Raw genomic sequence first — 19,649 nt, 5'->3', positions numbered from 1 at the left:
ACCGCCGACGGCGGGCCGGGCGGTGTCGTCGTCGGGGTGGGCCACGTACGCCGTGGTGGCCGCTTCCTCGTCGGCGGGGCGGGAGCGGGTCACGGCCACACCTCCGCCGCTCCGCCGTCCGGCACCCGTGCCACGAGCGCGGCGGGCTCGTGCCCGGGCGCCGGGGCGCGGCGCTCCGCGGGCCCTGGTCCTCCCGCGACCCCACCTCCCGCCGGCCGGACGCCCGGCACCAGCAGGTCCGCGATCTCCAGCACATGGTGCCCGGCCATCGCCGGCAGGCAGGAGCCGCGGGCCGGGCCGATGGCCGAGGCCCACTCGGTCGGGATGGCGGCCACCCCGCGGCTCGCCCCGGCCAGCGCGCCGGCCACCGCCGCCGTGGTGTCGGCGTCGCGGCCCATGTTCACGGCCGTCAGCACGGCGTCGGTGAAGTCCCCGTCGGCCGCCGCGAACGCGCCGAAGGCGAGGGCGACCGCCTCGGGGGCGAGATCCGTCCACGGGTAGCCGCCGATGACCACCGCGGAGCGGACCGCGCGTTCCCCGAGGTGGGCCGCCGTCATCGCGCGGCGCAGACAGCGGGCCGTCCAGGAGTCGTCCGGGACGACGGCCAGGGCCGAGGCCACGACCGCCACGGGCGGCGCCCCCGTCATCGCCGCCGCGACACCCGCGGCCACCGCCTGCCCGCCGTAGATGCCCTCGCCGTCGTGGCTGACCGAACCGTCGACCGCCACCAGGCGGGCCGCCTCGGCGGGACGGCCGGCCGCGAACACACCGTGCGGCGCGGCCCGCATGGCCAGCCCGTCGCTCCAGGCGTGGCGGTGCTGGGCGGAGATGGGGGCGGCCAGCCCGCGGCGCAGGTTCTCCAGGGTGCCGCGCTCGCTGAAGCCCGCGCCCCGGAAGGGCCCCTCCTCCCGGTCCGCGATCCACTCGTGCCAGGCCGCCTCCACGTGGGCCGGGGTGAGCGCGGCACCGTGCCGGGCCAGCAGCAGACCCGAGAAGATCGCGTACTCCGTGTCGTCCGTGCCGGACGGCCGCTCCGCCACGTATCCGGTGATGCGGCCCCAGCGGGCGCGGATCTCGGAGGGCTTCATGTTCTCGGCCGGCGCCCCGAGGGCGTCCCCGACGGCCAGACCGAGCAGCGCGCCGCGCGCCCGTTCACGGAGCCCGGCGGCGTCCCCCGGGGCGGGGACCGAGGGAATGCAGGCGGTGGATGCCATGCGGCCTCTCCTCTCAGGCGGCGCCCGAAGAGGCGCACAGCCCTTTGCGGAACTGTCCCCGGTGCGGCTCGCCGCGCAGCCTCACACGCCCCAGCGTCACCCGGTCGGCATGGGGGCAGAAGGGATCACGCGAGTCCGCGCGGGCACGAAAGCGCAGGTAAGCCCAGCCTTTCCTTGCTGGCGGGACGGGCATGACCGACGTACGTTTGGTGTTGTCGAAAAGTAGAACTCGTCCAAAAAGACCTCTGGGGGACCCGTGGCCATCATCGAGACCGAGGCGTCGCTGCACGAGGCGCACCGCGACAACCACACCCACCGGGACGTGAACGGCGGCTGGCTGCGCCCCGCCGTCTTCGGCGCCATGGACGGCCTGGTCTCCAACCTCGCCCTCATGACCGGCGTCGCCGGCGGGGCGGCCGGCCAGCAGACCGTCGTGCTCAGCGGCCTCGCCGGTCTCGCCGCCGGTGCCTTCTCCATGGCGGCCGGCGAGTACACCTCCGTCGCCTCCCAGCGCGAGCTCGTCGAGGCCGAGCTGGACGTGGAGCGCCGGGAGCTGAGGAAGCACCCGCAGGACGAGGAGGCCGAGCTGGCCGCCCTCTATGAGGCGCGGGGCGTCGAGCCGGAGCTCGCCCGCGAGGTGGCCCGACAGCTGTCCCGGGACCCCGAGCAGGCCCTGGAGATACACGCCCGCGAGGAGCTGGGCATCGACCCCGGCGACCTGCCGTCCCCGCTGGTCGCGGCCGTGTCGTCGTTCGGTTCGTTCGCCCTGGGCGCCCTGCTGCCGGTCCTGCCCTTCCTGCTCGGCGCCAGTGCGCTGTGGCCCGCCGTCCTGCTGGCGCTGGCCGGTCTGTTCCTGTGCGGCGCGGTGGTGGCCAAGGTGACGGCGCGCAGCTGGTGGTACAGCGGACTGCGGCAGCTCGCGCTCGGTGGCGCCGCGGCGGGTGTGACATATCTCCTGGGCAGCCTGTTCGGAACGGCCGTAGGATAGCCAGGCCTCGAACTTATGCGTCGGACCGCATAAGTAGTCGTTACTCGCTGGTTTCGAGTGCATGACCATCGGGCATGAGCCGTAAGCGCTGCGGGCAACGACGCCCGACGTGTACTCGCGGAGTGGGCGACGACGCTCCCCCCGCCCCCCAGGGCCCCGACGGACACCGATCTGTCCGCAGCGGTCTCCAAGGCTTCCGTCGCCGGGATCCGGTACCCCGCCGGAAGACCCGCCGATGTCCGCATGATGGAACGGATTATCCCGGTTACCGAGAACCGCTCCATCATGTAATCTGCATCAAATTTTGCACCCACCGCAGAGGGCCAACGTCGTCCCTCGGCAACTTGCCACATGCCACCTGACGACGACGGGAGAGCCGATGCGTACGCCGCGCCAGCCGTCCCAGCACTCCGCGAATGGCCAGAACTGGTCCTTCATGGATGCTCGCCCTGCTGCGCAGGGTATGTACGACCCCCGCAACGAGCACGACGCCTGCGGCGTCGGCTTCGTCGCCACCCTCACGGGCGAGGCCTCCCACACCCTTGTCGACCAGGCCCTGACCGTCCTGCGCAACCTGGAGCACCGCGGTGCCACCGGCTCCGAGCCCGACTCGGGCGACGGCGCGGGCATCCTCTCCCAGGTGCCGGACGCCTTCTTCCGCGAGGTGGCCGAATTCGAGCTGCCCGAGGCCGGGGCGTACGCCGTGGGCATCGCCTTCCTGCCGGCGGACGGCACCGAGGACGCCGTCACGCGGATCGGGACGATCGCGGCCGAGGAGGGCCTCACCGTCCTCGGCTGGCGCGAGGTCCCGGTCGCCCCGCAGATGCTCGGCGCCACCGCCCGCTCGACCATGCCGGTCTTCCGCCAGGTCTTCGTGACTGACGGCGCCTCGCGGGGCATCGCCCTCGACCGCCGCGCCTTCGCGCTCCGCAAGCGCGCCGAGCGCGAGGTGGGCGTCTACTTCCCGTCGCTGTCCGCGCGGACCATCGTCTACAAGGGCATGCTGACCACCGGCCAGCTCGAGCCCTTCTTCCCGGACCTGTCCGACCGCCGCTTCGCGTCCGCGATCGCGCTCGTGCACTCCCGGTTCTCCACGAACACCTTCCCGTCGTGGCCGCTCGCCCACCCGTACCGCTTCGTCGCGCACAACGGCGAGATCAACACGGTCAAGGGCAACCGCAACTGGATGGTCGCCCGCGAGTCCCAGCTCGTCTCCGACGTCTTCGGCGCCTCCCCGGACCTGGAGCGGCTGTTCCCGATCTGTACGCCCGACGCCTCGGACTCCGCCTCCTTCGACGAGGTCCTCGAGCTGCTGCACCTGGGCGGGCGGTCACTGCCGCACTCCGTGCTGATGATGATCCCGGAGGCGTGGGAGAACCACGACTCCATGGAGCCGGCCCGGCGCGCCTTCTACCAGTTCCACTCCACGATGATGGAGCCCTGGGACGGCCCCGCCTGCGTCACCTTCACCGACGGCACCCAGGTCGGCGCCGTCCTGGACCGCAACGGTCTGCGCCCCGGCCGCTACTGGGTCACCGACGACGGCCTCGTCGTCCTCGGCTCCGAGGTCGGCGTCCTCGACATCGACCCGGCGAAGGTCGTCCGCAAGGGCCGCCTCCAGCCCGGCCGCATGTTCCTCGTGGACACCGCCGAGCACCGCATCATCGAGGACGACGAGATCAAGGCCCAGCTCGCGGCGGAGATGCCGTACGCCGAGTGGCTCGAGGCCGGCGAGATCGAGCTGTCCGACCTGCCCGAGCGCGAGCACATCGTGCACACCCACGCCTCGGTCACCCGGCGCCAGCAGACCTTCGGGTACACCGAGGAGGAGCTGCGCGTCATCCTCGCGCCGATGGCCAAGGCCGGTGCCGAGCCGATCGGCTCCATGGGCACCGACTCGCCGATCGCCGCGCTGTCCGAGCGCCCCCGGCTGCTCTTCGACTACTTCACCCAGCTCTTCGCGCAGGTCACCAACCCGCCGCTGGACGCGATCCGCGAGGAACTGGTCACCTCCCTGCGCAGCTCGCTCGGCCCGCAGGGCAACCTGCTCGACCCGACGGCCGCCTCCTGCCGCAGCGTCGTCCTGCCCTTCCCGGTCATCGACAACGACGAGCTGGCCAAGCTCATCCACATCAACGCCGACGGCGACATGCCCGGTTTCAAGGCCGCGACCCTCTCCGGCCTGTACCGGGTGCACGGCGGCGGCGAAGCGCTCGCCGCGCGCATAGAGGAGATCTGCGCCGAGGCCGACGCCGCCATCGAGAACGGCGCCCGGCTGATCGTCCTGTCGGACCGCCACTCGGACGCCGAGCACGCCCCGATCCCGTCGCTGCTGCTCACCGCGGCCGTCCACCACCACCTCATCCGCACCAAGCAGCGCACCCAGGTGGGCCTGCTGGTCGAGGCCGGCGACGTCCGCGAGGTCCACCACGTCGCCCTGCTCATCGGCTACGGCGCCGCGGCCGTCAACCCCTACCTGGCCATGGAGTCCGTCGAGGACCTGGTCCGCGCCGGCACCTTCCTGCAGACCGAGGACGGCGAGCCCGAGCAGGCCATCCGCAACCTGATCCACGCCCTCGGCAAGGGCGTCCTCAAGGTCATGTCCAAGATGGGCATCTCCACCGTCGCCTCCTACCGCGGCGCCCAGGTCTTCGAGGCCGTCGGCCTCGACGAGGGCTTCGTGGAGAAGTACTTCAACGGCACCGCCACCAAGATCGGCGGTGTCGGCATCGACGTCGTCGCCAAGGAGGTCGCCGCCCGCCACGCGAAGGCCTACCCGGCCAGCGGCATCGCGCCCGCGCACCGGGCGCTGGAGATCGGCGGCGAGTACCAGTGGCGCCGCGAGGGCGAGCCGCACCTGTTCGACCCGGAGACGGTCTTCCGACTCCAGCACTCCACGCGCTCCGGCCGGTACGACATCTTCAAGAAGTACACCGACCGCGTGAACGAGCAGTCCGAGCGCCTGATGACGCTGCGCGGCCTCTTCGGCTTCACCTCCGGCCGGCAGCCGGTGCCCCTCGACGAGGTCGAGCCCGTCTCCGAGATCGTCAAGCGCTTCTCCACCGGCGCCATGTCGTACGGCTCCATCTCCCAGGAGGCGCACGAGACGCTCGCCGTCGCCATGAACCAGCTGGGCGGCAAGTCCAACACCGGTGAGGGCGGCGAGGACCCGGAGCGCCTGTACGACCCGGCCCGCCGGTCGGCGATCAAGCAGGTCGCCTCCGGCCGCTTCGGCGTCACCTCCGAGTACCTGGTCAACGCGGACGACATCCAGATCAAGATGGCCCAGGGCGCCAAGCCCGGCGAGGGCGGCCAGCTCCCCGGCCACAAGGTGTACCCCTGGGTCGCCAAGACCCGGCACTCCACCCCCGGCGTCGGCCTGATCTCCCCGCCGCCGCACCACGACATCTACTCCATCGAGGACCTCGCCCAGCTGATCCACGACCTGAAGAACGCGAATCCGCAGGCGCGGATCCACGTCAAGCTGGTCTCCGAGGTCGGCGTCGGCACGGTCGCGGCGGGCGTGTCCAAGGCCCACGCGGACGTCGTGCTCATCTCCGGCCACGACGGCGGCACCGGCGCCTCCCCGCTCACCTCGCTCAAGCACGCGGGCGGCCCCTGGGAGCTCGGCCTCGCCGAGACCCAGCAGACCCTGCTGCTCAACGGTCTGCGCGACCGGATCGTCGTCCAGACCGACGGCCAGCTCAAGACCGGCCGCGACGTCGTCATCGCCGCGCTGCTGGGCGCCGAGGAGTTCGGCTTCGCCACCGCGCCGCTCGTCGTCTCCGGCTGCGTCATGATGCGCGTCTGCCACCTGGACACCTGCCCGGTCGGCATCGCCACCCAGAACCCGGTGCTGCGCGACCGGTTCGCCGGCAAGGCCGAGTACATCGTGAACTTCTTCCGGTTCATCGCCGAGGAGGTCCGCGAGATCCTCGCCGAGCTGGGCTTCCGCTCCATCGAGGAGGCCGTCGGCCACGCCGAGGCCCTCGACGTCACCCGCGCCGTGAACCACTGGAAGGCGCAGGGCCTGGACCTGGCCCCGCTCTTCCACGTGCCCGAGCTGCCCGAGGGCGCGGTCCGCCACCAGGCCGTCGGCCAGGACCACGGCCTGGAGAAGGCCCTCGACAACGAGCTGATCAAGCTCGCCTCGGACGCGCTGGGCGCCACGGACGCCACCGGTGCCGCACCGGTGCGAGCCCAGGTCGCCATCCGCAACATCAACCGCACGGTCGGCACCATGCTCGGCCACGAGGTGACGAAGAAGTTCGGCGGCGCGGGCCTGCCCGACGACACCGTCGACATCACCTTCACCGGTTCCGCCGGCCAGTCCTTCGGCGCCTTCGTCCCGCGCGGCATCACGCTGCGCCTGGAGGGCGACGCCAACGACTACGTCGGCAAGGGCCTCTCCGGCGGCCGGCTGATCGTCCGCCCCGACCGGGGCGCCGACCACCTCGCCGAGTACTCCACCATCGCCGGCAACACCATCGGCTACGGCGCCACCGGCGGCGAGATGTTCCTGCGCGGCAAGGTCGGCGAGCGCTTCTGCGTCCGCAACTCCGGCGCGCTGGTCGTCTCCGAGGGCGTCGGCGACCACGGCTGCGAGTACATGACCGGCGGCCAGGCGGTCGTCCTCGGCGAGACCGGGCGCAACTTCGCGGCCGGCATGTCCGGCGGCACCGCCTACGTCGTCGACCTCGACCCGGACAACGTCAACGCCGGCAACCTCGACGCGGTCGAGGCACTGGACGACGCGGACAAGGAGTGGCTGCACGACGTGGTGCGCCGCCACGCCGAGGAGACCGGGTCCACGGTCGCCCGGAAGCTGCTCGCCGACTGGCCGGCCGCTGCGGAGCGCTTCAGCAAGATCATTCCCCGTACGTACAAGGCAGTGCTCGCCGCCAAGGACGCCGCCGAGCGAGCCGGTCTCTCCGAGACCGAGATCACCGAGAAGATGATGGAGGCGGCGACCAATGGCTGATCCCAAGGGCTTCCTGAACCACGGCCGCGAGGTCGCCAAGACCCGGCCCGTCACGGAACGCGTCAAGGACTGGAACGAGGTCTACGTCCCCGGCTCCCTGCTGCCGATCATCAGCAAGCAGGCCAGCCGGTGCATGGACTGCGGCATCCCGTTCTGCCACAACGGCTGCCCGCTCGGGAACCTGATCCCCGAGTGGAACGACTACGCCTACCGCGAGGACTGGTCGGCCGCGCAGGAGCGCCTGCACGCCACCAACAACTTCCCGGAGTTCACCGGCCGCCTGTGCCCGGCTCCGTGCGAGTCGGCGTGCGTGCTCGGCATCAACCAGCCGCCGGTGACCATCAAGAACGTCGAGGTCTCGATCATCGACAAGGCGTGGGAGACCGGGGACGTCGCCCCGCAGATCCCGGAGCGCCTGTCCGGCAAGACCGTCGCGGTCATCGGCTCGGGCCCCGCGGGCCTGGCCGCCGCCCAGCAGCTGACCCGGGCCGGCCACACCGTCGCCGTCTACGAGCGCGCGGACCGCGTCGGAGGCCTCCTCCGGTACGGCATCCCCGAGTTCAAGATGGAGAAGCGGCACATCAACCGCCGCATAGAGCAGATGCGCGCGGAGGGCACCCGCTTCCGCACCGGCGTCGAGATCGGCCGCGACCTCAAGGCGACCGACCTGAAGAAGCGCTACGACGCCGTCGTCATCGCCGCCGGCGCCACCACCGCCCGCGACCTGCCGGTCCCCGGCCGCGAGCTGAACGGCATCCACCAGGCCATGGAGTACCTGCCCCTGGCCAACAAGGTGCAGGAGGGCGACTACGTCGCCCCGCCGATCTCCGCCGAGGGCAAGCACGTCGTCGTCATCGGCGGCGGCGACACCGGCGCCGACTGCGTGGGCACCGCCCACCGTCAGGGCGCGGCCTCCGTCACCCAGCTGGAGATCATGCCCCGGCCGGGCGAGGAGCGGAACCCGGTCGCGCAGCCGTGGCCGACCTTCCCGATGCTCTACAAGGTCACCAGCGCCCACGAGGAGGGCGGCGAGCGGGTCTACGCCGTCTCCACGACCCACTTCGAGGGCGACGAGGACGGCAACGTCCAGTGGCTGCACATGAGCGAGGTCGAGTTCGTCGAGGGCAGGCTGACCCCGAAGCCGGGCACCGAGCGCAAGATCCCGGCCCAGCTCGTCACCCTCGCCATGGGCTTCACCGGCACCGACCGGGAGAACGGCCTGGTCGACCAGTTCGGCCTGGAGCTCGACGAACGGGGTAACATCGCCCGGGACGCCGACTTCCAGACCAATGTGCCGGGTGTGTTCGTCGCCGGTGACGCCGGCCGCGGCCAGTCGCTCATCGTCTGGGCGATCGCCGAGGGCCGCTCCGCCGCACGCGGCGCGGACCGCTTCCTGACCGGAGCCAGCGACCTGCCGGCCCCGATCCGCCCGACGGACCGCGCACTGGCGGTCTGACGCCGGAAGCCCCACCAGTCGTCCCGCACAAAGGCGTGCGGAACACTGACGGCGCCTGCCCTGTCCCCGACCGGACGAACGGGCAGGCGCCGTCGCATGTTCAGGGCAGCTTGTAGGTGTCCCCGTACATCTCCCACACCAGCGGCGTGTCCAGGGCCAGGTTCCCCGCCCTCAGGAACCGGCGCTGGGCCGTGTCGACGCGTGAGGTGTCGATGTCCGGCCGCTTGGCCAGCATGGCGTCGCGCCGGACGTCGAGGAAAGCGTCCAGGTAGGCCTTCTCGGACCCGCCCTCGCCCGGGGTCCTCGCCTTCTCCATGGCACGCTCGCGCAGGCTGTAGAAGCCGTCCGCGTCGCTGTCGGGGCCGTGGAAGACCATCGCGTCGAAGTAGACGAACTGGCCCAGCGTGCCGAGCCCGTCCAGCTTGGCCAGGCGCACCGACGGCTGGAAGTAGACGCGGTCGCGCTCCTGCTCCTGGGCCGTGCGGAACGCGGGGAGCCGCGCCTCCGCCTCCCAGGCGGCCGTGAAGCCGGGGTCGAGGCCCTCGTGGGAGTCGGTGCCGTCCACCTCGCGCAGGGCCGGCAGGTACTTCGCCAGGCCGTTGTCCGGGTGCTCCTCGGTGTAGTGCTCGACCAGGGCGAGCAGGTCGTGGGTGCCGGTGCAGAAGCCGATGATGCCCGCGGTGTAGCCGTCGCCCTGACCGAGGTCCTCGATGGTGCCGTAGGCGCTGCGCCAGTCGGTGGTCGAGTTCTCGGCGCTGGACACCAGTTGCTGCGCCAGTTCCTTCTTCGCCGGGGCGGCGAGCCCCGGCGGCAGGTCGGCGATCAGCTCGTCGTCCGCGTTCCGCTCCTGCTCGGCCCGGTCCTTGGCGTCGTCGCGGGCCGACTGGGCGGTGGTGGCCGGCGGAGTGGCCGGGGCGTCGGCCGAGTCCGCCGGCATCAGGAAGTACACCCCCGTGGCGACCACGGGGACGGCCGCGAGGAGCAGCACACCGGCACGTTTCACTGGGGGATACCTCCACCTGACAGTTCCGAGACCTTGACCGCCGCCGACACCGCCAGCAGCACCACCACACCCGCGCAGGCGCCCGCCTGCACCAGCACCCGGCGTCCGTCGCGGGGCGCGTACGCGTACGCCGCGGCCACCGCACCGCCCGTCAGCAGACCGCCCAGGTGGCCCTGCCACGAGGTGAGCCCCGCGGAGATCAGCAGCCACAGCAGCAGGAAGCCCATGAAGCGGTTGACCGGCGCCATGTCCGCGCCCAGCCGCCGGGCCAGGACGTAGTACGCGGCTCCGAGGCCGAAGACCGCGCCCGACGCGCCGACAGAGGGCTGGGCGGGATCGGCGAGGAGCAGGCACAGCACGGAACCGCCGAGCGCCGACAGCAGGTACAGGACGGCGTACCGGACGCGGCCGAGCATCGGCTCCACCACGCGGCCGAGCTGCCACAGCGCGGCCATGTTCATCACGATGTGCAGGATGCCGAACACGCCCTCGGTGGGCTCCAGGTGCAGGAAGGCGCCGGTGAGCATCCGCTCCCACTCGCCGGCCACGACACCCTCGGCACGGAAGTCCGCCGGGAACACGCTCTGGTAGACGTAGTGGCCGCCGTCCGGCCCGGCCAGGCGCGCGCCGACCATCGAGAACCGGTCCACGATCCCCGGCCGCACCAGCTCACCCAGGTACGCGAGGACGTTGAGCCCGATCAGTACGTACGTCACGAAGGGCGTCGCCGAGATCCGGCCGCCGACGATCGTGCGGGCCTGCCGCACGGACCGGGCACCGTCCTTCACGCACTCCGGGCAGTGGTGGCCCACCGCGGCCTCGTGCATGCAGTCCGGGCAGATGAAACGGTCGCAGCGCGTGCAGCGGACATGACACTCCACCGCGGGATGGCGGTAGCAGGTGGTGACGGTGGACTCGGAATCCACGGCCGGCTCCTCGGGACGGGCGGACGGTGAGCCGGTGGGGACGGCGGCGAACAAAATATCGAAACACTGTGAGGTCGCCGAGAGGCGGGGTCCGCAGTGCCGTACGCCCGGCCGCCGGCGCGCGCGGGCGAGTCCGCACGGCCGCGGTCACCCTCACCGGGGTGCGGGAGGGCGAGCCGCCGCCCCTACGTGTCGCACTCCAGCACCGTCCGGCACAGCCCGCACCGCGCCCGCACCCGCCCCTGCACCGGCACCCCGATCCGCTGGTGGCACGTCGGGCAGGGGAACGACACCCGCAGCGGCCCGCGCGCGTCCGGCAGGAAGGAGTAGGGCGCGTCCGTCACGGGGGCGGCATGCGGGTCCGACGCGCGCCGCCGGTCCCGGGCGTACCGGCGGCGCCCCGCCCACCCGGCCGCCGTCAGCGGCGGCTGCTGCTCGTCCCGCAGGGCCCGCGCCCTGCCCTCGACGTACGCCCTGTAGGCCTGCGGACTGGTGAACCACACCGCCGGATCCTCCCCGAACAGCAGCGCCCGCTTGGCGAGCACGTACCCGAACTCCTCCGGCGTCAGGTACCCCAGCTTCTGCGACGACGTCGCGTCCTCCCGGAAGGCGTCCAGCAGCAGCCACCCCGCGCCCAGGTACGCCGCCGCCGTGTCCGTGAGGATCTCGTTGTCCCGCGTCCCCGGGAAGGACAGGTCCATCCGGTGCAGGTAGACGTGCATCACCTCGTGGGCGAGGGCCGCGCCGATGTCCCGGCGGTGCGTGCGGAAGCGGTCGTTCAGCTCGACGAAGTACTCCGGGCCCGCCGCCAGCTCGACGTTCGCCGCATGCGTCATCCCACGGAAGGAGACGATCAGCCGGGCGTCCGGCAGCCGGTAGTGGCGCACCAGCTCGCTCGCCACCCGCTGCGCGCCCAGATACAGGTCGTCCGTGTCGCAGAACGCCACGTCGGCCGGGGCCACACTGGCCGAGAACGTCCGGACGGTGTCGTACGACAGACGCCTGTACAGCGCCGTGATGGCGGCCCGCACCGTGTCCAGGTGCGGGAAGCCGTGCTCCACCGGACCACCGTTCGCCACGCCCGCACCCCCAAGACGCCTGACCGTGCCTCCACTGTACGAGCCGGGCCCCGGCGCCGCTCACGGCCTGAGACGGTCTGCGGCGGCCGGCGCGGCGCCCTTAGGGTGGTCGGCCATGACCACCAGCAACACCGGTACCGGTGCCGCCGACCCCGCCGTCCGCGAGGAACTGGCCCGGCTGCGGGACAGCATCGACAACATCGACGCGGCCGTCGTCCACATGCTCGCCGAGCGCTTCAAGTGCACCCAGCAGGTCGGCCACCTCAAGGCCCACCACCAGCTGCCGCCCGCCGACCCCGCCCGCGAGGCCAAGCAGATCGCCCGGCTGCGCGCCCTCGCCGAGAGCGCCAAACTCGACCCGGCGTTCGCCGAGAAGTTTCTCAACTTCATCATCGCCGAGGTCATCCACCACCACGAGCGCATCGCGGAGGACACCGGCAACGGGGCCGGCTGACCCACGCCCCCGCGGGCAGAGGGCGGGCGCGGCGGCACCACGACGGCGCCCGACCGCGCACCCCCTCCGCCCCGCACCCGCCCCGGGCACCCCGCGCCCGGCGCGGACCCGGCGCGGACCGGATAAACCCCGCGTACCGATCCGCCCCTGTGCCCCGCCCACCGCATCAGGCAGCATGTCCTGCATGTCCGTACTGACGCGCGACGAAGCGCAGACCCGTGCCCAGCTCCTCGACGTCCACCACTACGCGATCGACCTCGATCTGACCGGTGGCGACGAGACCTTCGACTCCCGTACCGTCATCCGGTTCACCGTCCGCGCCGGGACGGACAGCACGGACACCTTCGTCGAGGTCAAGCCCGCCGAGCTGCGCAGCGTCACCCTGGACGGACACCCCCTCGACCCGGACACCCTGGACGAGAACCGCCTGCCGCTGAAGAACCTCGCCCCCGGCGAGCACGAACTGCGCGTCGACGCGGCCATGCGCTACTCCCGCACCGGCGAGGGCATGCACCGCTTCACCGACCCCACCGACGACGAGACCTACGTCTACACCCAGCTGTTCATGGACGACGTGCAGCGCGTCTTCGCCGCCTTCGACCAGCCCGACCTCAAGGCCGTCTTCGACCTCGCCGTCACCGCGCCCGAGGGCTGGACCGTCCTCGCCAACGGCATCACCGAACACACCGGCGACGGCCACTGGAAGGCCGCCACCACCCCGCTCATCTCCACCTACCTCGTCGCCGTCGCCGCGGGCCCCTGGCACTCCGTGCGCACCGAACACCGCGGCCTGCCCTTCGGCCTCCACTGCCGCCGCTCGCTCGCCCCCCACCTCGACGCCGACACCGACGAGCTCCTCGACGTCACCCGCGCCTGCTTCGACCGCTACCACGAGAAGTTCGCCGAGCCCTACCCCTTCGACTCCTACGACCAGGCGTTCGTCCCCGAGTTCAACGCCGGCGCCATGGAGAACCCGGGACTGGTCACCTTCCGCGACGAGTTCGTCTTCCGCTCCGCCGTCACCGACACCGAACGGCAGACCCGCGCCATGGTCATCGCCCACGAGATGGCCCACATGTGGTTCGGCGACCTCGTCACCCTCAGGTGGTGGGACGACATCTGGCTGAACGAGTCCTTCGCCGAGTACATGGGCTACCAGACCTGTGCCGAGGCCACCCGCTTCACCGGCAGCTGGACCGACTTCGGAGTCACCCGCAAGCCCTGGGGCTACGACGCCGACCAGCGCCCCTCCACCCACCCCGTCGCCCCCGAGAACGTCGAGGACACCGCCTCCGCGCTCCTCAACTTCGACGGCATCTCCTACGCCAAGGGCGCCTCCGCCCTGCGCCAGCTCGTCGCCTGGCTCGGCGAGAAGGACTTCCTCGCCGGCATCAACACCCACTTCGACCGGCACAAGTTCGCCAACGCCACCCTCGCCGACTTCATCGACTCCCTCGCCTCCGCCACCGAACGCGACGTCCACGCCTGGGCCGACGCCTGGCTGCGCACCACCGGCGTCGACACCCTCGTGCCGGAACTGCGCGCCGAGAACGGCACCTGGCACCTCGACATCGAGCACCGGGGCAGCACCGGAGGCACCCGCCCCCACCGCGTCACCATCGGCGCCTACGACCACGACCTGCACGACGCCGGCCGCCTCACCCTGCGCCAACGCCTCGAGGCGGACGTCCCCGCCGACGGGAACATCGCCCTCAGCACCGCGGGCGCCCGGCCCGCACTCGTCGTCCTGAACGACGGCGACCTCACCTACGCCAAGATCCGCTTCGACGCCGACTCCTTCCGGACCCTGAGCACCGCCCTGTCCGGCCTGCCCGACCCCCTCACCCGCGCCGTCGTCTGGAACGCCCTGCGCGACGCCGTCCGCGACGGCGAACTCCCCGCCACCGCCTACCTCGACACCGCCCGCGCCCACCTCCCGCACGAGACCGACCTCGCCCTCGTCGCGGGCGTCCTCGCCTTCGCCGCCACCCAGATCGCCGACCGCCACCTCACCCCCGAGCAGCGGCCCGCCGCCCTGGCGACCCTCTCCGACCTGTGCCGCGACCTCATCCGCCGCACCGAGGACGGCGACCACCCCGGCCTGCGCCTGATCGCCGTACGCCACTACATCGACGCCGCCGCCCACCCGGACACCATCGCCGCCTGGCTCGCCGACGGCACCGTCCCCGGCGGCCCGGAACTCGACCCCGAACTGCGCTGGCGCATCCTCACCCGCCTCGCCGTCCTCGGCGCCACCGACGAGACGGCGATCGCCGCCGAACTCGAACGCGACCCCAGCGCCACCGGCCAGGAGGGCGCCGCCCGCTGCCGCGCCGCACTGCCCGACGCCGAGGCCAAGAGCAGCGCCTGGGCCGCGATGTTCGCCTCCGACGACCTGTCCAACTACCTGTTCACCGCCACCGCCCAGGGCTTCTGGCAGCCCGAACAGGCCGACCTCGTCGCCGGCTACGTCCCCCGCTACTACGCCGAAGCCGTCGCCGTCGCCGCCCGCCGCGGCCCCGCCATCGCCGAAGCCGTCGGCCGCTGGGCCTTCCCCGCGCACGCCGTCGACGCCAAGACCCTGCGCCTCGGCCAGGAATGCCTCGCCACCGCCGACCCCGTCCCCGCCCTGCGCCGCAAGCTCGTCGACCAGCTCGACGACCTCGCCCGCGCCCTGCGGGTGCGCGGCACCCCGGCCGGCTGACCCGGCGACGCGGCCGGCCTCCCGACCCCGCGGAGGCCGGCCGCACCGCCGCCCCGGCACACCCACTCCCGCCGAATTACCCCCTTTCGGGTTCTGATCGTTCGGCTTTCCGGGCGCGGACACGCAACCGCGTACACCCTGTAGATCCCGTCCCCGCGCCCGGAGGACAGCCCATGGGCATGCCGCCCCTCGCCTCGGGCCCGCACGGCCCCGACGCCCTGCGGCCGCTGTGCGACACCGTGCTCGACGCACTGCGCGCCGGCGCCGCCGCCCGCGGCGGACCACTGCCCGCCGGCGGACCCGACGCCGTCACCACCGGACTGCGCGACGCCCTCGGAGAGGTCCTGCCCGAACGGGGCGACCCCGACGCGCTGCGCGTCCTCGTCACCGCACTCGCCGAAGGCGCCGCCGACCCCGCCCACCCCCTGTGCGCCGCCCACCTGCACGGCCCGCCCCTCGCCGTCGCGGCCGCCGCCGACCTCGCCGCGAGCGCCCTCAACCCCTCCCTCGACTCCTGGGACCAGGCACCCGCAGCCTCCACCCTGGAAACCCTGGTCACCCGCGCCCTCGCCGAGCAGGCAGGCGCCGCCGACGCCCTCGTCACCACCGGCGGCACCGAATCCAACCAGCTCGCCGTCCTGCTCGCCCGCGAGACCCGCGGCGCCGGCCTCCGGCTCCTCCACGGGACCAACGCCCACCACTCCCTGCCCCGCGCCGCCTGGCTCCTCGGACTCCCCGAACCCGTCGGCATCCCCGCCCCGGCCGGCACCCTCGACCCCGCCGCCCTCGACGACGCCCTCACCACCCTCCCCGGCCCCCACCTCGTCGCCGCCACCGCCGGCACCACCGACGCCGGCCTCATCGACCCCCTGCCCGACATCGCCGCCCTCTGCGCCGCCCACGGCGCCCGCCTGCACGTCGACGCCGCCTACGGCGCGGGTCTCCTCTTCAGCGACCGCCACCGCGCCCGCCTCGCCGGCCTCGACGCCGCCGACACCGTCACCCTCGACCTGCACAAACTCGGCTGGCAGCCCATCGCCACCGGCCTCCTCGCCGTCAAGAACCCCGACGACCTCACCGCACTGCGCCAGCGCGCCGACTACCTCTGCGCCGACGACGACACCGACGCCGGACTGCCCGACCTGCTGAGCCGCTCCCCACGCACGAGCCGCCGGCCCGACATCCTCAAGATCGCCGTCACCCTCAAGACCCTCGGCCGCACCGGCCTCGGCGCCCTCGTCGACGAAGTCTGCGCCCGCGCCCACGAGTTCGCCGCCCTCGTCGACAGCCACCCGGGGTTCACCCTCCACGCCCCGCCCACCATCAGCACGGTCCTGTTCCGGCCCGCACACGCCACCGACACCGACGTCGCCGCCGTACGCCGCGACCTGCTCACCGCCGGCCGCGCCGTCCTCGGCCGCGCCCGCGCCGACGGCCGGCTCTGGCTCAAGGCCACCCTCCTCAACCCCCACACCCGGCCCGACGACCTGGCCGGCCTCCTCAGCCTCGTGGAAGGACACACCCCGCGATGAGCGCCCCCACCCCCCACACCCCGGCGACACCCCGCGACCTCGTCGGCATCGGCATCGGCCCCTTCAACCTCTCCCTCGCCGCCCTAGCCGACCCCCTCCCGGCACTCGACGCCGTCTTCTACGACCAGCGCCCCGCCTTCCGCTGGCACCCCGGCCAGCTCATCGACGGCGCCCGCATCCAGGTCCCGTTCCTCGCCGACCTCGTCACCCTGGTCGACCCCGCCAGCCCCTGGACGTTCCTCAACCACCTCCGCGCCCGCGAACGCCTCTACCCCTTCTACTTCGCGGAACGCTTCCACATCCAGCGCGCCGAATACGACGCCTACTGCCGCTGGGTCGCCGAACACCTGCCCACCCTCCGCTTCCACCACCAGGTCGACGCCGTCCGCTGGAACCCCGAGCGGGAGCTCTTCGAGGTCGACTACACCCGACTCGACGCCGACGGAGAGGCCGACGCCGTCGGCCGCACCCACACCCGCAACGTCGTCCTCGGCATCGGCACCGAACCGCACGTCCCCGACGCGCTCAGACCCCTCGCCGACGCCCCCGGCGTGCCCGTGATCCACTCCGCCGACTACCTCGACCACCGCGACGCGCTCCTCGCCGCCGAACACGTCACCGTCATCGGCACCGGCCAGTCCGGCGCGGAGATCTTCCTCGACCTGCTCCGCCACCGCCCCGCCGGCCGCGAACGCCTCCACTGGCTCGGCCGCACCGAGGCATTCGCCCCCATGGAGTACTCCAAGCTCGGTCTGGAGCACTTCACCCCCGACCACACCCGCTACTTCCACACCCTGCCCGAACCCGTACGCGACCGCCTCGTCGCCGCACAGTGGCAGCTCCACAAGGGCATCGACGCCGACACCAGCGCCGCCATCCACGACGAGCTCTACCGCCGCACCCTCGACGGCGGCTGGCCCGACACCGTGCTCACCCCCGGCGTCCGCGTCCGCACCGCCGGCCGCGTCACCGCCACCCGGATCGAACTCCACCTGGAACACACCCAGCAGAACACCCGCTCCCGCCTCACCACCGGCGCCGTCGTCCTCGCCACCGGCTACCGCGAACGCCCCCTCGGCCGCATCCTCGCCGGCCTCGACCCGTACCTGCACCGCGACAACCGCGAACGCCCCCGCGTCGACGAACGCTTCCGCCTCTCCCTCGACCCCCGCGTCACCGGCTCCGTCTACGTCCAGAACGCCGAGACCCACACCCACGGCGTCGGCGCACCCGACCTCGGACTCGCCGCCTGGCGCAGCGCCACCATCCTCAACGACCTCACCGGGCAGGAGCCCTACCCCCTGCCCGGCCGCACCGCCTTCACCACCTTCGGCCTGGAACGCGGACGGCCCCAGATCCCGTCCGCACGCCACTACCGGGAACTCACCCCGCTGGCGGACGGAATCTGAGGCCGCGAACCGCGATCGGCGCGTCAGAACACCGGCGTACCCTCCCGCGTCAGCGACCAGTCCACCGACGCGAAGTCCTTCGGGTCCAGCACACCCCTCGCCGTCACCCACTCGGCGATCCGCGTACGGATCTCCGTCGACTCCGACCACAGCTCCTTGGCCGACGCCACGTGCGGGAACGCACCCCCGCCATTGGCCCGGTAGTTGTTCACCGCCAGCACGAACTGCTGCGCGTCGTCCAGCGGAGCACCCCCGAAGGACAGATTCCTGATCCGCGAACCGGCCGCCTGAGCGACGTCGATCTCGTACGTCAGCCCCGACACGTAGTCGTAGTTGTAGTCCGGGCGGCCGTTGGCGTTCGTCAGCTTCTCCACGTCCACCGGCGCACCCGCCGCCGTCCGCACGTAGTACTCCGCCGAGTACTCCAGGTACGCCCGCAGCTGCGCCCCCGTCATCAGCTTCGCCACCAGCGTGTTGTCGTACACGTAAAGGCTCGACAGGTCCCGGATCGTCACCTCGCCGGCCGGGATCTCCGACGTCCGCGAGAACGGCGACGCCTGCGCCAGCACCGGCAGCGACGCGTACTCCGTGCCCGCCAGCGCCTCCCTGACCACGTCCTCCTGCACCTTGGTGATCAGGTCGATGATCGGGGCGTCCTTGTACCGCGCCTCCACCGTCGTCAGCGTCTCGGTCGCCGTGCCGACCACCTGATTGACGTACGCCACGACCTGCGCGTGCTCGTCCGCCAGCAGCCTGCCGATCCGCGGGTCGTCCTCCACCGTGCTGGAATCACGCAGCGACGCCCGCACCGACTCGACCTGCCACCGGCCGCGCTCGAATACCAGATCGAAGTCGAACAGGGTGAGCCGCTCGGCGTAGCACAGCGGCTCCGACAGCACGACCGTCTTCCCCGTCTTCTCGTTGACGACCTTCAGCTCCGGGATCTCCACGTGCGCGTGCCCGACGAGAATCGCGTCGATCCCCGGCACCTGCCGGGCCACGTTCGCCGCGGCGTTCTCCACGTACGGCACCTGGTCACCGTAGGACGACGTGCCCGACGAACCCGAGTGCGCCGAGACGACCACCACGTCCGCACCCATCGAACGCAGCTTCGGCACCCACTTCGCCGCCTGCTCCTCCAGCCCCGGGAACGCCAGCTTCCCCTGCACGTACGCCTTGTCCCAGATCGCGATGCCGGGGTTCGTCAGCCCCAGCACCGCCACCTTCACCGGCGGCGCGCCCTTCACCCGGAACGTCTTCATGAAGTACGGGGGGAAGGCCGGCTTCAGCGTCTTCGCGTCCACCGCGTTTGCACCGAGCAGCGGGAAGTCGCACTGCTCCTCGAACTTCCGCAGCGTCTCGATGCCGTAGTTGAACTCGTGATTGCCCAGCGCCACCGCGTCGTACCCGATCGCGTTCATCGCCTGCGCCATCGGATGGACCGGGCCGCCCTCGGCGGTGATCGGGTCCACCTTCGCGTAGTAGTACGTCAGCGGCGTGCCCTGGATGGTGTCACCCGCGTCCAGCAGCAGCGTGTTCTGCTGGCCCCGCTCCTCACGGATCCGGTTCACCAGCGTCGAGATCCGGGCCAGGCCCTGGGCGTTGCCCGCCGCGTCCGTGTACTCCGCGTCCTTGAAGTAGTCCCAGTTGAAGACGTGCCCGTGCAGGTCGGTCGTGCCGAGCACCGTCAGCGCGTACCGCTTCGGCTTCTTGGGACCCCGGTGCGCGGGGGCCGCCTCGGCCGCCGGAGCCGCCACCGCGCCGGCCAGCGCCACCCCCGCCCCCGTCACGGCGGACCTGCTCAGGAACTTCCGGCGGTTCAACGGCATGACTGACTCTCCTCGGTGACCCGTCACATCATCAACAACGCGCGTAGATTCTGTCCTGGGCATGACACCTGTCA

General features: G+C 72.3%; 12 protein-coding genes. 7 read left to right on the top strand and 5 right to left on the bottom strand.

Features of this window, described 5'->3' with window-relative positions; translation table 11 throughout:
- Positions 1-89: 89 nt before the first annotated feature.
- On the bottom strand, positions 90-1,214 hold the full coding sequence (locus tag ACFWJB_RS25620) for an ADP-ribosylglycohydrolase family protein (RefSeq protein ID WP_385462031.1): 1,125 nt from the start codon (positions 1,212-1,214) through the stop codon (positions 90-92).
- Positions 1,215-1,470: 256 nt separating this feature from the next.
- Between ACFWJB_RS25620 and ACFWJB_RS25615 the strand changes: the two genes are divergently transcribed.
- From ACFWJB_RS25615 to ACFWJB_RS25605, 3 genes are all read left to right on the top strand, one after another.
- Positions 1,471-2,202: a VIT1/CCC1 transporter family protein gene (locus tag ACFWJB_RS25615; RefSeq protein ID WP_386925099.1), complete on the top strand. Its 732-nt coding sequence runs from the start codon at positions 1,471-1,473 to the stop codon at positions 2,200-2,202.
- A gap of 436 nt (positions 2,203-2,638) precedes the next feature.
- A complete protein-coding gene (gene gltB, locus ACFWJB_RS25610) occupies positions 2,639-7,183 on the top strand; it encodes a glutamate synthase large subunit (protein WP_386925128.1) in 4,545 nt (1,514 codons plus the stop codon).
- Positions 7,176-8,639, top strand: a complete 1,464-nt coding sequence (locus ACFWJB_RS25605) for a glutamate synthase subunit beta (protein ID WP_385462038.1) — start codon at positions 7,176-7,178, stop codon at positions 8,637-8,639. Before gltB ends, ACFWJB_RS25605 begins: the two co-directional genes overlap by 8 nt.
- Before the next feature lie 100 nt (positions 8,640-8,739).
- Here ACFWJB_RS25605 and ACFWJB_RS25600 read toward each other — a convergent pair whose 3' ends face one another.
- From ACFWJB_RS25600 to ACFWJB_RS25590, 3 genes are all read right to left on the bottom strand, one after another.
- Positions 8,740-9,642 carry a chitosanase gene (locus ACFWJB_RS25600; RefSeq protein ID WP_385462041.1) on the bottom strand — a complete coding sequence of 301 codons (903 nt, stop codon included), beginning with the start codon at positions 9,640-9,642 and terminating at the stop codon, positions 8,740-8,742.
- Complete coding sequence (locus ACFWJB_RS25595; protein WP_386925096.1) at positions 9,639-10,568, bottom strand: rhomboid family intramembrane serine protease; 930 nt, start codon at positions 10,566-10,568, stop codon at positions 9,639-9,641. Before ACFWJB_RS25595 ends, ACFWJB_RS25600 begins: the two co-directional genes overlap by 4 nt.
- A gap of 185 nt (positions 10,569-10,753) precedes the next feature.
- A complete protein-coding gene (locus tag ACFWJB_RS25590; RefSeq protein WP_385462047.1) occupies positions 10,754-11,647 on the bottom strand; it encodes a hypothetical protein in 894 nt (297 codons plus the stop codon).
- Positions 11,648-11,762: 115 nt separating this feature from the next.
- Between ACFWJB_RS25590 and ACFWJB_RS25585 the strand changes: the two genes are divergently transcribed.
- From ACFWJB_RS25585 to ACFWJB_RS25570, 4 genes are all read left to right on the top strand, one after another.
- A complete protein-coding gene (locus ACFWJB_RS25585; RefSeq protein ID WP_385462050.1) occupies positions 11,763-12,101 on the top strand; it encodes a chorismate mutase in 339 nt (112 codons plus the stop codon).
- A gap of 175 nt (positions 12,102-12,276) precedes the next feature.
- Positions 12,277-14,805, top strand: coding sequence for an aminopeptidase N (gene pepN, locus ACFWJB_RS25580; protein WP_385462053.1), 2,529 nt, complete (start codon positions 12,277-12,279; stop codon positions 14,803-14,805).
- Between the two features lie 173 nt (positions 14,806-14,978).
- Positions 14,979-16,337, top strand: a complete 1,359-nt coding sequence (locus ACFWJB_RS25575; RefSeq protein ID WP_385462055.1) for a pyridoxal phosphate-dependent decarboxylase family protein — start codon at positions 14,979-14,981, stop codon at positions 16,335-16,337.
- Positions 16,334-17,746, top strand: coding sequence for a lysine N(6)-hydroxylase/L-ornithine N(5)-oxygenase family protein (locus ACFWJB_RS25570; protein WP_386925093.1), 1,413 nt, complete (start codon positions 16,334-16,336; stop codon positions 17,744-17,746). Before ACFWJB_RS25575 ends, ACFWJB_RS25570 begins: the two co-directional genes overlap by 4 nt.
- A gap of 23 nt (positions 17,747-17,769) precedes the next feature.
- Here the strand turns inward: ACFWJB_RS25570 and ACFWJB_RS25565 are convergent, their stop codons facing one another.
- On the bottom strand, positions 17,770-19,575 hold the full coding sequence (locus ACFWJB_RS25565; protein WP_386925091.1) for a bifunctional metallophosphatase/5'-nucleotidase: 1,806 nt from the start codon (positions 19,573-19,575) through the stop codon (positions 17,770-17,772).
- Positions 19,576-19,649 lie beyond the last annotated feature (74 nt).

Origin of the sequence: Streptomyces sp. NPDC127100 (assembly GCF_042724095.1) — a bacterium.
GTDB lineage: Bacteria > Actinomycetota > Actinomycetes > Streptomycetales > Streptomycetaceae > Streptomyces.
The sequence above is the reverse complement of the archived record's forward strand: the minus strand, read 5'-3'. Positions and strand labels throughout refer to the sequence as shown.